Below are 13,952 nucleotides of genomic sequence, written 5' to 3'. Positions count from 1 at the left end.
GAGGACGGCCACCGCGCTGATCATCGATGGTTTGTGAGGACAACCGAAGATCGCGCGATGGCCGCGGGCCACAGCCTAGATGTACTGCCCAGGGAGGTTGGTTGAGGTCGTGTGACGACACGGTCTGAATCTGCTGGATGACGAAGGCCTCCGGTTGTGGAGTGGAGCTGTCTAGGAACCGCTCCGCCAACCAGGAGGCCTTCGTGTCCCACGCTAACGCCGCTTTGACTCCTCGCGCACGTCTTCGCCTGGCGCGTCTGATCGTCGATGAGGGGTGGCCGATCGCCCGGGCCTCGGAGCGCTATGACGTGTCCTGGCCAACGGCGAAACGGTGGGCGGTGCGCTACGCCGAGCTCGGAGCGGCGGGGATGGGCGACCGGTCGTCGCGGCCGCACCGCAGCCCCAGGTCAACCGGCTGTCCCACATCGACCGGCGAACCGGCGAACCCATCCGCCGCTACGAACACGACCAGCCCGGCGACATGCTGCACATCGACGTCAAGAAACTCGGCCAGATCCCCGACGGCGGCGGATGGCGCTACGTGGGCCGAGCCCAGGGAAAACACAACCGCGAGGCCACCGCCCGCCGCACCGGCGCCCGTAACCATCTCTGGCAGCCGCGAGTACCTCGATGTCCGCGCAGTATTACGGGGACGAGATCCACAGTGCCGAGACCGAGCGGGCACTCCGGACCCCGGAACCACCGGCAGGTGCCTGGCCGCCCACACCAGAAGGACCAACGTCCATGTCCTACGTGACCCCGGCAGAATTCGTCGCGAAGATGATCGACGCAGGCGAGGCCAAAGTGTTCATATCCACCCGGGACACGGTGATCCGCGCCTACATGGCCGGCGCCATCCTCGCGCTCGCCGCGGCGTTCGCGGTCACCGTCACCGTGGAGACGGGTCAACCCCTGGTCGGGGCCCTCCTCGTCCCCGTCGGGTTCTGCCTGCTGTACCTGCTCGGGTTCGACCTTCTGGCCGGTGTGTTCACCCTTGTTCCCCTCGCGCTGATCGACAGGCGGCCGGGCGTCCGGCTGGGCTCGGTCCTGCGCAACTGGGGCCTGGTCTTCGTCGGCAACCTCGCCGGGTCGCTCACCGTCGCGCTCATGATGGCCGTGATCCTGACCTTCGCCTTCAGCGTGGACCCGAACGAGGTGGGCCAGTGGCTCGGCGCGATCGGCGCGTCGCGGACGGTCGGGTACGCCGACCACGGTGCCGCCGGGATGCTGACCCTCTTCATCCGCGGCGTCCTGTGCAACTGGATGGTCTCCACGGGCGTCGTCGCCGCGACGATCTCGACGTCGGTGTCGGGCAAGGTGATCGGCATGTGGATGCCGATCCTGGTCTTCTTCTACATGGGCTTCGAGCACTCGGTGGTGAACATGTTCCTGTTCCCGGCCGGCCTGATGCTCGGCGGTGACTTCTCGATCGCCGACTACCTGGTGTGGAACGAGATCCCCACCGTGGTCGGCAACCTGGTCGGCGGCCTGGTCTTCGTCGGGCTCGCCCTGTACGCGACGCACGCTCGCACCGGGGCGACCCGGAACCGCCCGCATCCCGGGAAGTCGGTCAACCGGAAGGTGAACGCGTGACGGGATCGCCTGCCTCTCCGGAGGTCACCGACGCGAAGCGGACCCGCTGATCCGAGCGGGGGATGGCCGGGGTCCAACCGCGCGCCGCCGCACCGGAATCCTGACGATCACAGGTACTGGCCGATCGCGTGCGGTGTGTCCTGGTCGCCGAACTCGGTCGGCAGATCCTCCACCAGCAGCTTCCGGATGACCTCCGCTGGCGCCTCGGTCAGCTCGATGATCCGTGCTGCCTGTTTCGCGATGGTCGCCTCCAGCAGGTTGCGCACGGTGCGGCCGTTGCCGAACGACGACCCTCGGGAGAGGCGGGCCAGCGCCGTACGCGCCCGGTCCCGTACGTCGTCGGCGAGCTGGTAGCCGGCGTCGTCGGCGAGGACGGTGAAGATCTGCACCAGTTCGTCGAGGTCGTAGTCGGGGAACTCGAGGATCTTCGGAAAACGAGAGGCCAGGCCGCTGTTCGCGTCGAGGAACTGCCGCATCTCACGGTCGTAGCCGGCCGCGATCACCACCAGGTCGTCGCGATGGTCCTCCATCAGCTTGAGCAGCGTGGCGATGGCCTCGTGGCCGTAGTCCCTCGGCGAGTCGGACATCGACAACGAGTACGCCTCGTCGATGAAGAGCACGCCACCGAGTGCCCGCTCGAACGCCGCGTGGACGCGCGGACCGGTTTGCCCGATGTACTGGCCGATCAGGTCCGCCCTGGTCACCTCGACCAGATGACCGGAACCCAGCAATCCGAGGTCGGCGTAGATCCGGGCGATCATCCGAGCCACTGTGGTCTTCGCGGTGCCCGGATTGCCGATGAACACCATGTGCCGGGATCCTCCGCCCACCGCGAGCCCGGCCCGGGTCCGCAGGCTTTCCGCCCGAGCCTCCGCGACCAGCAGCCGCACCTGCGCCTTGACGTCGCGTAGCCCGATGAGCGCGTCCAGTTCCGCCATCGGGTCGCCTTTGCGGGCGGGCGCGAGCACGATGGACGCCGGTGCCGTGATGTCCTCCACCAGCAGCTCGGCCAGCTGCTCGACCGTGGGTGTGGCCGACCGGCTGATCCGCAACGCCTGGTGCGACGCGGACTCGTCGACGAGGTTGCGGACCACCCAGGCATTGTCGAAGCCGGCGACGCGCGGCATTCGCGTGACCAGGTTCCGGACCCGGTCGAGCACGGCGTCGGCGGGCGTGAACCCGGACGCCTTGGCCTCTTTCTCGAAGAGCCGCACCAGCTCGTCATCGGTGAAGTCGACGAAATTGAAGGTGTTCGGAAACCGTGCCGCCAGGCCGACCTCGCTGGACAGGAAGTCCGCGACGTCCTTGGGGTGCCCGGCGATGATGACCACCAGCTCCTCGCGGTGCTCCTCGATCATCCTGGTCAGCGTGGCGACAGCCTCGCGCGAGGCGGGGCTCTCCTGGACCGCCCGGCCGACGTTGACCATCAGGATGCCACCGAGCGCGTTGGTCACGGCAGCGGTCGCCTTGGCGCCGTTGAGCAGCTCTGCCCTGGCCACCTCGACCACGTGGCCGGAGCCCAGCACGCCGTACGTGGCGTAGATCTGGCCGATGATTCTGGCGATGGTCGTCTTCCCGGTGCCCGGGTTTCCCGCGAACACCATGTGCCGCCGGTTGCGGGCTGGTGGCAGCCCGGACTCGCGGCGCAACGCCTCGACCCTGGCCTCGGCGTTCAGCCGGACGACACGTTGCTTGACCGGGGACAATCCGACCATGTCGTCGAGGAGGCTGACGGCAGCCCGCTCCGCGTGATCGCCCGGGGCACCGGCGGGCCGGGCCGGCCGGGACAGGGCGGCGGGCCGCGCTGGTCTCGGAGCATCGGCGAGGGCGGAGACGAGCGGGTTGATGACGGCGGGCCGGGGCTGGCCGAGCGTTCGCAGGCCACGTAGGTATCTCAGACAGAAGAAGAGCCCGCTCGTCACGTCCTTGTGCGGGCCCGGCCAGCCGTTCAACGCGGTGGCGCAGCTCCACTCCAGTCCCACCCAGATGCGCGCGGTCTCCGCCTCGCCCGCGATGATCGCGCGGTCCAGCCACGCGAATACCCCCCTGTACCAGGTCTCGTAGTCGAAGCGGGGCTTGAGCTTGTCGAACGCGCGGAGGATGGCGTGGTAACCGTCCTGGCCCAGCCCGGTCGTGGCGATGACCGCGGGCACCGGCCTGCCGAGCTTCAGCAGCATGGTGGCGACCAGCTCGTCGAAGCTGCCGGCCTCGGGGCCCACGGTGTCCACCAACCGCTGATGGGTGGCACGGAGGCCGGTCAGGGCCCAGGAGAGGTAGTCGGCTGGCCCGGCGTAGTCGGGGAGGGTGGCGCGCTCCGCGTCACCGAGCAGGGTCGATCGCCACTGGGTGGCGAGTTGCTGCCTCGACCCCGTCCGGTGTTGTCCGAGCAGCGATGGATCCTCGGCTGTCCGGGCGTACAGCGCGGCCAGCGCGTGTCCGCGCTCCGCGAACGGTGGCGCCTCGACGAGCACCTGGAGGCAGTCGCGGTAGTAGCGGATGATGCGTTCCCGGCGCTCCGGGCTGTCGGAGTCCGCGAAGAGGCGTCCGGGTGGGGCCGGTACGACCTGGGTCTGCCAGGTCGCCTCCGGGTCCGTTGTCGGAGTCAGTGGTGACTGTAGGTGGTCGGCTACCAGGAGATCGCCGAGCCGCCACAGCGAGCCCGACGCACTCGTGGACGCGCCGAGCGCGCCCTGCGCCAGCCACTTCACCTCCTCGACCGCCAGCGACGTGCCGGGCCTGAGTCGTGGCGCCTTGGCGGGCAGGTCGGTGAGCCCTTCGCGCGAGGCGATGGACATCAGTCGTGCGCGCGTGTCCGCGAGCCACCCCTCGGGCGGCACCCATGGCCTGGTCGGCCCGAACACGTTGAGGTGCGGCGATCCGGTCAGCAACGGCACCAGGTCGTCCGGCAGATCGATCCGGGCGCTGGTCGGCCGCGGGGCGGTCGGGGCGGGACCTGGCCTGCCCGGCGGCGGTGCCTGATCATGATGGTCCCGGTTCCGCCGCCGGAGCGCGGTCAGCAGCGTGTCGCCCTTGTCGATCTCCACCTGTCCGGAGTCGGAGATGCCGGCCCGGCCGGAGCGGACCAGCTGGGCGACGCGGGCGAAGAAGTCCGCCACCGACACCGCGACGACGGCACGGAAGTCGTCATCCGAACCCACGTTGATCACCTGGCCCACGGTGCCGCCGGGCTCGGGGGCCAGGTCCACGGCGAAGCCGTTGCCGCCGCCGTCCGCGGTGAACTGGACCCAGCCGGATTTCCAGTACCTGGCCGATACCGCGTCCGGGTCCAGTGACGTGATGGCCTCGTGGTGGTCGTCGTCAGGGTCGTCCAACCCGGCTACGATCTCGTCCCACGACCGGCGTGCCGAGATGACCTGTTCGATGCTGAGCAGTTCGTTGTCCAGGAGCGGCCCGCTGCCGATCACGGCGTACACCTCGGCCAACCCAGCGGGAAGATCCTCGCCGAAAGCGGCGCGGTAGCTGGCGAGGTGGCGCGTGGTGGCGGGCGGGGCAAACCCGGCCCGTGACGCGCTCGCCCGGCCGTGAAAGGCGACGAGCGTCGATAGATGCTGATGCATCCCGGGCATTCACGGACCTCCGATTCCCCGGCGCAGCCTAGCGTGGGGCGTCCAGCCGCCCCGGCGTCCGAGCGGGGCGGGGCTGGACCGGCGGCGCTGGCGAGCGCACCGCTCGATCTTCGTGGCGCATCCGGCGGCTCTCGATCGGCGTACGGATCGACGCCGGAGGACGTGGATCTCCGGACCTACTCCGGCGTCGGCCGCCACGGCGACCGTGGGTGGGTGGGTACCGCGGCCTCGGCCACCTGGACTCCGTAGGTCGGGCGCCCGACGGGGACCGGTCCGAGGCAGGTGTGGCCGGTCAGGTGGCACCAGGCCGGTAGATCGAGTGGCGCGGCCGGGTCGGTGGCGATCAGATGGATGATCGTGCCTGCGGGCACGGTGTGGACCAGCCGCCGAGGCGCTGGCCGAGCGGCTGCGGGACTCGATCGTGGCGCAACGGGAGGCATTCCAAGCGCGGGACGTCCGGCGTTTCATCGGGCTGACGATCGGCTTCCACCGCGCCTTCGTGGAAGCCGCAGGCAACGACATCCTGCTCGAGTTGAATGATCGACTGGCCGACTGGCAGCGGTTCCTCCTGTTCAGCAAGGGCGACCGCCTCCTGGCCCGGTGCGATGACATCGTCGCCGAACACGAGAACCTCGTCGAGCGCCTGCGTACCGGTGACACTGCCGGGTTCACCGACGCGCTGCGGCAGCATCTGGTCGACAACTACGTCCCGCAGCCTCCGCCGGGCTTCGGGCGCGGGGCGCAGACCACGGGGTGACCGTCGACGTCGGTGGTCGGGCGACCTCGCCGTCCTGCGCTTTCTGCGCGGCAAAAAGAAAAGGCAAGGAGATCGCACTCCCTGCCACTTCTAACGTATACCGCACCCGGGGGCTTGCGGCAAGGCCCGGGTCCTGCCGCAGAATCGGCGGCCGTACCGAGCCCGGCGAGAAATTGGGGTTGCAATGATCGATCAGTACGTGGTGGGCCTGCACGAGGTCGACGAGACGCAGGTCGCGGTCGTCGGCGGCAAGGGCGCGCACCTGGGGGCGCTTTCGCGGATCGACGGCATCCGTGTGCCGGCCGGCTTCTGCGTGACGACGGACGCCTTCCGGCGGATCATGGCGGAATCGCCGTCGGTCGACGATCGGCTCGACCAGCTCTCGCGCCTGGACCCGGATGATCGGAAAGCGGTCCGTGCACTCAGCGCGGAGATCCGCCGGAGCATCGAGGAAACCACTGTTCCGGGCGATCTCGCGGCGGCGATCACCCACGCTCTTGCCGGATTCGGCGAGCAGGCCGGCTACGCCGTGCGGTCCAGCGCGACGGCAGAGGACCTGCCGACGGCTTCCTTCGCGGGCCAGCAGGACACCTACCTGAACGTCGTGGGCCCGGCCGCGATCCTGGCGCACGTCAGCCGGTGCTGGGCCTCGCTGTTCACCGAGCGGGCCGTGACCTACCGCCAGCGCAACGGCATCGACCATCGGGCGGTCCACATGGCCGTGGTCGTGCAGCAGATGGTCCTCCCGGATGCGGCCGGCATCCTGTTCACGGCCGATCCCGTCACGGGCAACCGGAAGGTCGTCTCCGTGGAGGCCAGCTTCGGCCTCGGCGAGGCCCTGGTCTCCGGCCTGGTGAACGCGGACGTGTTCACGGTGCGCGACGGCGAGGTCGTCGCCCGGACGGTCGCCACCAAGCAGCGGGCCGTCCACGCCCTGCCGACCGGCGGGACGCAGGAAGTGGCGATCGACCCGCAGCGGCAGCAGCAACCGGCGCTGACGGATGCGCAGGTCGTACGGCTCGCGCAACTCGGCCGGCGGATCGAAGCGCACTTCGGTCGCCCGCAGGACATCGAATGGTGCCTGGTCGACGATGACGTCCGGATCGTGCAGAGCCGGCCGATCACCACGCTGTTTCCCGTCCCGGTGGCCCACGACCGAGAGAACCACGTCTACCTCTCCGTCGGTCACCAGCAGATGATGACCGACCCGATGAAGCCGCTGGGGCTCTCCATGTGGCAGTTGACGGCCATGGCGCCGATGCACGAGGCCGGCGGGCGGCTGTTCGTCGACGCCACCCGGCACCTGGCCTCGCCCGCGGGCCGGGCCGGCTTCCTGGAGATGGTGGGGAGGTCCGATCCGTTGATGAGGGACGCGCTGGAAACCGTCCTCGACCGCCCCGGCTTCGTCCCGGCGCTCCCGGCCGGCGAGCCCGGCGGCCTACCGGTTCTGGGCGCACCCGCCCCGATCGAGACCGATCCGGCCATCGTCACCGAGCTGATCGAGCGTACCCAGGCGTCCATCGCCGCCCTGCGGCGCGACATCCGGACGAAGACCGGACCGGCGCTGTTCGACTTCCTGCTGGAGGCATTCCAGGAGCACAAGCGGGCCCTCGCTGATCCACTGAGCGTGCAGGCGATCATGGCGGGGATGGAGGCCACCTGGTGGCTCAACGACAAGCTGTGGGAATGGCTGGGCGAGAGGAACGCGGCCGACACCCTCACGCTGTCCGCCCCCGGCAACGTCACGTCGGAGATGGGGCTGGCGCTCCTCGACGTCGCCGACGTGATCCGCCCGCAACCCGAGGTGGTGACGTTCCTGGAGGGCGTCGAGGACGACGGCTTCCTGGACGAGCTGCCGAAGCTCGCGGGCGGGGCGGAAGCCCGCGACGCCATCAGGGCCTACCTCGACCGGTACGGCATGCGCTGCGTCGGCGAGATCGACATCACCCGACCACGGTGGAGCGAACGCCCCACCACGCTCGTGCCCGTGATCCTCGACAACGTCCGGCTCTTCGCGCCGGGTGCCGCCAGGCGGCGCTTCGAGCAGGGACGGCAGGAGGCGGAGAGGAAGACGCAGGAGGTGCTCGGACGCCTGCGGGCCCTGCCCGACGGGGAGCGGAAGGCCACCGAGACCAAGCGGATGATCGACCGGGTCCGGACCTTCATCGGTTACCGGGAGTACCCGAAGTACGGCATCGTCAGCCGCTACTTCGTCTACAAGCAGGCCCTGCTGGAGGAAGCCGGGCGCCTCGTGCGGGCCCACGTGCTGCGCGAGAGGGAGGACGTCTTCTTCCTCACGTTCCAGGAGTTCCACGACGTCGTGCGTACGCACCGGGTGGACGACCGGCTCATCCGCCAGCGCAGGGACGCGTTCCGGTCGTACCAGGCGCTCACGCCGCCCCGGCTGCTCACGTCGGACGGCGAGGCCGTCGCCGGGTCGTACCGCCGCGACGACGTGCCGGCCGGTGCGCTGGTCGGCCTACCGGTCTCCGCCGGGACCGTCGAGGGGAGGGCCCGGGTCGTCCTGGACATGGCGGAGGCCGATCTCGAAGCGGGCGACATCCTGGTCACGGCCTACACGGACCCCAGCTGGACGCCCCTGTTCGTCGCCGTCGCGGGCCTGGTGACGGAGGTGGGTGGCCTGATGACCCATGGTGCGGTGATCGCCCGGGAGTACGGCCTGCCGGCCGTCGTGAGCGTGGAGCAGGCCACCCGGCTGATCCGGGACGGGCAGCGGATCCGCGTCCACGGAACCGACGGGTACGTCGAGATCCTGCCGTGACCGACCGCTCACGCGGTCACGGCGGCGAGGAGCACGAGAGCGGAGGTGCCGATCTCGACGATGCCGACGTGCTTCGGGGCCAGCCGGTACCGGGGCAGGGCGGCGGCGCGGGCGAGGAGGACGGCGAACACCACTGCGAGCGTGACGCCGAGGCTGGCCGCCCCGGCGAACGCGAGCACGTGGTAGATCACCGAGAGGCGGTGGAAGGCCGGATTGTCCCGCTCGCGGATCATCGTCTTGACGTACAGGACCGTGCCGGTGAAGTAGCGGAGAACGGCGACGAAGGCCAGCGTGGCCTGGCTGATTTCGGCACCGGTGACCGTGGCGGCGACGAGCACCATGACGCAGTTCTGCACCACCGAGGCGAGGTCGTTGACCAGGGCCCGCTCACGCCGCAGCCGGGCGTAGCCGGCAAGCCAGGCGACGAGCAGTGGGAGGTGCAGCCACCGGAACCCGGCGACGAGGACACCGGCGAGCCAGGGGACGAGCAGCATGGCCCAGGCACCGTGCTGCGGTGGGATGTACTTCCGTGCCGTCCGGCGACGCATCGGACCGGAGCCACCGCCTCCGCCGGGCGGCTCACGACCGCCGCCCGGCAGCCGGTGCCGACATCCGGACGACGCAGGCCGTCGGCGCGCCGAAGGGCTCCAGCTTTCTGACATCACGGTGATGCCATACGGTTGCGTGTGGCATCACCGTGATGTCATAGTGGCGTCATGGAACTGCGCCCCTACATCGACGCCTTGCGCCACGAGCTTGCGCTCGCCGCCGCAACCGGCGGCGATGACGCCCGTGAGCTGGCCGAGCGGCTCACCGCGCCGCTCGAGTCCGCAGCCAGGCTCGCCCTGCTCGACGCCCTCTCCGAAGCGGCAGCCGAGATCACCCGCGATCTCGCGCCCGGCTCGGTCGACCTGCGGCTGCGTAACCGTGAGCCCAGCTTCGTCGTGACGCCGCCGCCCGCCGACCCGTGGACCGACCAGTCAGCCGCTTCGCCGCCGCCGCCCGGTCCGGCACCGGCACCGACCCCGGGTGAGGACGAGGCGACCGTGCGGATCAGCCTGCGCCTGCCGGAACACCTGAAGAACCGCGTCGAGCAGGCTGCCGCCCGCGCCGGCGTCTCGATCAACACCTGGCTGATCCGGGCCGCGGCCGCCGCGGCCGACAGCGACGCCGGGCGTCCCGCGACCGGGAGCGCGACCAGCGGCGGCCAGCGCTACACCGGCTGGGTCCGCTGACCCCCGACAGAACGGAGAAGCCCATGCCCACCTTCGACACTCCCGGACCCATCACCGCCTCTGTCGACCTCGCCGCCGGTGACCTGCGGGTGGTCGCGAGCGAACGGCCGGACACCGTCGTGCACGTACGCCCGGGGGACGACGCCGAGAACCGGGACGTGCGGGCCGCCGAGCAGACCCACGTGGAATTCGCGTCCGGCACCCTGACCGTGCGCGGCCCCCGCCAGCCCGGCCTCGGCATCTTCGGCAAGGTCGGTGCCGTCGACGTGCTCGTCGAACTGCCGGCCGGCTCCGCCCTGGAGGTCAAGCTCGGCGTCGGTGGGGTCCGCTGCACCGGGGTGCTGGGTGGCTGCCGGCTGCGCAGCGGCGCCGGTGACCTCCAGGTCGAGCAGGCCGCGAGCCTGTCGGGGACGACCGGAATGGGGCTGGTGGCCGCCGAGACCGTCACCGGTGACGTCAAGCTGACCACCGGCTCGGGCAAGCTCCAGGTGCAGTCGGTCGCCGGGCCGGCCGTGCTCAAGAACGGCAACGGCGAGACCTGGGTCGGTCACGCCGGCAGCGACGTGCAGATCCGCTCCGCCAACGGCGACATCGCGGCCGACCACGTCGCCGCCTCGATCACCGCGAACACCGCCAGCGGCGACATCCGCGTCCGCGAGCTGGTGCGCGGCTCGGCGACGCTGCGCAGCGCGGCCGGCCGCATCGAGGTCGGCATCCGGACGGGCACCGCGGCCCGGCTCGACGTGCACACCCAGTACGGCAAGGTCCGCAACGAGATGACGACCACCGACGGCCCCGCCGAGACCGACGAGCAGGCCGAGGTGCGTGCGCGTACCGCCTTCGGCGACATCCTGATCCACCGCTCCTGACCCACCCCGCCGTCCCGGCCGGCGCTCGTGCCCCGGCCGGCGATGGCCCCTGCCCGGAAACCGCCAGGAGGCGTTCGTGACTACCACAGTGACCACCCGCCCCGCCGTATCGGTGGCCGGCCTGCGCAAGACCTTCGGCGCGAAGGTGGTCCTCGACGGCATCGACCTGACCGTCACCGAAGGCACCGTCTTCGCCCTGCTCGGCCCGAACGGCGCTGGCAAGACGACCATGGTGCGGATCCTCGCCACCCTGCTGCCGCCGGACGGCGGCTCGATCCGCGTCGCCGGGCACGACCTGGCCCGGGAAGCCGACCGGGTGCGTGCGGCGATCGGCCTGACCGGCCAGTTCGCGGCCGTCGACCGCCTGCTCACCGTGCAGGAGAACCTGCGGCTGATGGCCGACCTGCACCGGCTCGGTCGGGCCGAGGGCGGCCGGCGGGTGGCCCGGCTGATCGAGCGCTTCGATCTCGGCGAGTCGGCGCGGAAGCCGGTGTCGCTGCTCTCCGGCGGTCAGCAACGCCGCCTGGACCTGGCGATGACCCTGGTCGGCGATCCCCGGTTGATCTTCCTCGACGAGCCCACCGCCGGCCTCGACCCGCGCAGCCGGCACGCGATGTGGCAGATTGTCCGGGAGCTGGTCGCCGAGGGCGTCACGGTTTTTCTCACCACCCAGTACCTGGAGGAGGCGGATCAGCTCGCCGATCGGATCGCGGTGCTGGACCAGGGCCGCATCGTGGTCGAGGGCGCACCGGACGAACTCAAACGCCGGATCCCCGGTGGGCACCTGCTGCTGCGCTTCGCCGACCCGGTCACGTTGCGCGCGGCGGCGGCCGTGCTGGACACGGCACACCGCGACGACGACGCGCTGACCCTCCAGGTGCCCAGCGGCGGCGACGTCGCCTCGTTGCGCGCCGTGCTGGGCACGCTCGACCGGGTCCGGGCCGAGCCTGACCACCTGACGATCCACACCCCGGACCTGGACGACGTGTTCTTCGCCTTCACCGGCGCGCCCGCCACCACCGCGACCTCCGAGGAAACCCGATGACCACCATGGCCCACGCCCTCACCGACTCCCGGACCATGCTGCGCCGGCAACTGCTGCACCTGCGGCGTTACCCGTCGCTGACCGGGTTGCTGATCGGTATGCCAGTGGTCTTCCTGCTGCTCTTCGCCTACGTCTTCGGTGGCACGCTCGGCGCCGGCATCGGCGGCGACCGCTCCGCGTACGTGAACTACCTGGCCCCGGGCATGCTGCTCTTCACCATGGCCGGGGCCGCCGCCGGCACCGCCATCTCGGTGGCGACGGACATGACCGAGGGCATCGTCGACCGGTTCCGCAGCATGGCCATCTCCCGGGGCTCGCTGCTGACCGGGCACGTGCTCGGCAGCCTGGTGCAGGACTTCCTGGCGGTGGTCGCCGTGCTCGGCGTCGCCCTGCTCATCGGCTTCCGCCCGAACGCCACCGCGATCGAGTGGCTCGCCGTGCTCGGCGTGCTGACCGCGACCGCGTTCGCGCTGACCTGGTTCGCCGTCGCGCTCGGGATGGTCGCCGACAGCGTCGAGACGGCCAGCAACACGCCCATGTTCCTGAGCCTGCTGCCGTTCCTGGGCAGCGGGTTCGTGCCCACGGAGACGATGCCGGCCGGGTTGCGTACCTTCGCGGAGTACCAGCCGTTCACGCCGATCATCGAGACGTTGCGCGGGCTGCTGCTCGGCTCCGGGATCGGCACCAGCGCGATCCTCGCGCTCGCCTGGTGCGCCGGGATCTCGCTGGTGTCGTACCTGTGGGCCAAGCGCAGGTACAACCAGCGGGTGGCCCGTTAGGACGGGCCGCCCCGGCCCGACCGTCGGCGACGGCAGGTGCCCCCGGCTCCCGAGAGGGAAGCCGGGGCACTGCGATGTCGCCGGCTAGTTGGTCTTGAGGGAGTTGACGAAGCTGCGCCAGTCCGGCGCGGCGAACGCGAGGACCGGGCCGCTCTTGTCCTTGCTGTCCCGGACGGCGACGGTGCCTTGAAGAGCCGCCACTTCGACACACTGGCCGTTGGCATCGCTTCGGCTGCTCTTGCGCCACACGGCGCGTGACCGGTCCATTGCCGCACCCTCTCCTTCGCTCTACGTCATGTCCTTGGCGATGGCGGCGATCAGGTCGCGGGACTTGTTGACGCTGAGCGCTGCCGCGTGCAGGTGGGTATAGGTCAGCGTAACGCGCCGCAAGTCGTCCTCCCGTTCGAGATAGGCGTCCCCGGCCTGGCTGACCACGTATACGACCGGACTGTGGATGTCCTCGGGAAACTCCAGGATCGAGAAGGAGCCCACCGTGCCGGGGTGCCATCCCTCGCTGAACGGCAAGACTTGAAGCTCGATGTTCGGCCGGTCACTCATCTCGATCAGGTGGTGAAGCTGACGTCGCATGACGTCGGGGCCACCGGTCTGGCGACGCAGCACGCCCTCGTCCACGATCCCCCAGAACTTCAGTGCCGGCTCTTCGGTCAGGCAAGTCTGCCTGGTCATCCGCACCTCAACTCGGCGGCGCGCCTCCTCGGTCTGACCCGGCCATGCGGCACTGGTGATCGCGTAGGCGTACGCCTCCGTCTGGAGCAGGCCCGGCACGACGGCCAGCTCGAAATTCCGTACCGCCGTCGCTGCGGACTCCAGCCCGATGTACATGCTGTACGGGTTCGGAAGCTGCCCGAACTTCGCCCACCAACCGCGCTCCTTGCCCTGGCGCTGGAGTTCAAGAGCGGTGTGCCGGGCTCGCTCGTCCTCGACGCCGTACCGCGTCAGCATCACGATCACGTCGGCGCGGCTGACGCCTACTGCGCCTGATTCGATCTTGTAGATCTTCGACTCCGAGCAGCCCAACTCTGCCGCGATCTCCTTGTGCGAGACCTTCGCCGCCTCGCGGAGTCGGTGTAGCTCCCGGCCGAGTTGCCATCGCGCGATCGTCGGGCCGCTTGCCCTCGCCACGTCTACCTCCAGGGTCGTGAACACCGTCAGTGTTCTCCTCTCCACTTTCGAGATCAAGGCACGAAGAGCCAGTCGCCAACGTCCACGGAAATCTTCCATGGAACTCTAGACTTCCCAGATAAGTTTCGTCACTCTTGGTTTGTAAGTCACTATGCTCCGGGA

Annotated in this window: 11 protein-coding genes and 1 pseudogene; 8 read left to right on the top strand and 4 right to left on the bottom strand. The window is 70.1% G+C overall.

Annotated features, from left to right (window positions below; all coding sequences use genetic code 11):
* Positions 1-203 precede the first annotated feature (203 nt).
* Both GA0074694_RS32590 and GA0074694_RS05675 read left to right on the top strand, forming a co-directional pair.
* A pseudogene (locus GA0074694_RS32590) lies at positions 204-607 on the top strand (leucine zipper domain-containing protein); the annotation flags it as partial.
* Positions 608-744: 137 nt separating this feature from the next.
* A complete protein-coding gene (locus GA0074694_RS05675; protein WP_091453540.1) occupies positions 745-1,593 on the top strand; it encodes a formate/nitrite transporter family protein in 849 nt (282 codons plus the stop codon).
* A 107-nt stretch (positions 1,594-1,700) separates the two neighbouring features.
* Here GA0074694_RS05675 and GA0074694_RS05670 read toward each other — a convergent pair whose 3' ends face one another.
* Complete coding sequence (locus tag GA0074694_RS05670; RefSeq protein WP_091453537.1) at positions 1,701-5,180, bottom strand: AAA family ATPase; 3,480 nt, start codon at positions 5,178-5,180, stop codon at positions 1,701-1,703.
* A 421-nt stretch (positions 5,181-5,601) separates the two neighbouring features.
* On the opposite strand from GA0074694_RS05670, the gene GA0074694_RS05660 reads away from it, so the two are divergent.
* Together GA0074694_RS05660 and rph are read left to right on the top strand one after the other, a co-directional pair.
* Entirely contained in the window at positions 5,602-5,937 is a 336-nt protein-coding gene (locus GA0074694_RS05660; protein WP_245714549.1) for an FCD domain-containing protein, read from the top strand.
* A 184-nt stretch (positions 5,938-6,121) separates the two neighbouring features.
* Entirely contained in the window at positions 6,122-8,719 is a 2,598-nt protein-coding gene (gene rph, locus GA0074694_RS05655) for a rifamycin-inactivating phosphotransferase (protein ID WP_091453526.1), read from the top strand.
* 8 nt (positions 8,720-8,727) lie between these two features.
* On the opposite strand, the gene GA0074694_RS05650 is transcribed toward rph, so the two are convergent.
* Complete coding sequence (locus GA0074694_RS05650; RefSeq protein ID WP_091453522.1) at positions 8,728-9,267, bottom strand: YwiC-like family protein; 540 nt, start codon at positions 9,265-9,267, stop codon at positions 8,728-8,730.
* A gap of 168 nt (positions 9,268-9,435) precedes the next feature.
* Between GA0074694_RS05650 and GA0074694_RS05645 the strand changes: the two genes are divergently transcribed.
* The 4 genes from GA0074694_RS05645 (at position 9,436) to GA0074694_RS05630 (ending at position 12,647) form a co-directional block, all read left to right on the top strand.
* Entirely contained in the window at positions 9,436-9,954 is a 519-nt protein-coding gene (locus GA0074694_RS05645) for a toxin-antitoxin system HicB family antitoxin (protein ID WP_091453519.1), read from the top strand.
* 23 nt (positions 9,955-9,977) lie between these two features.
* Positions 9,978-10,823: a DUF4097 family beta strand repeat-containing protein gene (locus GA0074694_RS05640; protein WP_091453516.1), complete on the top strand. Its 846-nt coding sequence runs from the start codon at positions 9,978-9,980 to the stop codon at positions 10,821-10,823.
* A 76-nt stretch (positions 10,824-10,899) separates the two neighbouring features.
* Complete coding sequence (locus tag GA0074694_RS05635) at positions 10,900-11,868, top strand: ATP-binding cassette domain-containing protein (RefSeq protein ID WP_091453513.1); 969 nt, start codon at positions 10,900-10,902, stop codon at positions 11,866-11,868.
* Positions 11,865-12,647 carry an ABC transporter permease gene (locus GA0074694_RS05630; protein ID WP_091453509.1) on the top strand — a complete coding sequence of 261 codons (783 nt, stop codon included), beginning with the start codon at positions 11,865-11,867 and terminating at the stop codon, positions 12,645-12,647. Before GA0074694_RS05635 ends, GA0074694_RS05630 begins: the two co-directional genes overlap by 4 nt.
* A gap of 84 nt (positions 12,648-12,731) precedes the next feature.
* On the opposite strand, the gene GA0074694_RS05625 is transcribed toward GA0074694_RS05630, so the two are convergent.
* Both GA0074694_RS05625 and GA0074694_RS05620 read right to left on the bottom strand, forming a co-directional pair.
* Positions 12,732-12,914 (bottom strand): DUF397 domain-containing protein, encoded by a 183-nt coding sequence (locus tag GA0074694_RS05625; RefSeq protein ID WP_091453505.1) that lies wholly within the window; start codon positions 12,912-12,914, stop codon positions 12,732-12,734.
* Positions 12,915-12,935: 21 nt separating this feature from the next.
* Positions 12,936-13,814 carry a helix-turn-helix domain-containing protein gene (locus tag GA0074694_RS05620; RefSeq protein WP_245714548.1) on the bottom strand — a complete coding sequence of 293 codons (879 nt, stop codon included), beginning with the start codon at positions 13,812-13,814 and terminating at the stop codon, positions 12,936-12,938.
* Positions 13,815-13,952: the final 138 nt, after the last annotated feature.

The sequence above is a fragment of the Micromonospora inyonensis genome, from assembly GCF_900091415.1.
Classification (GTDB): Bacteria; Actinomycetota; Actinomycetes; order Mycobacteriales; family Micromonosporaceae; genus Micromonospora; species Micromonospora inyonensis.
The sequence above is the reverse complement of the archived record's forward strand: the minus strand, read 5'-3'. Positions and strand labels throughout refer to the sequence as shown.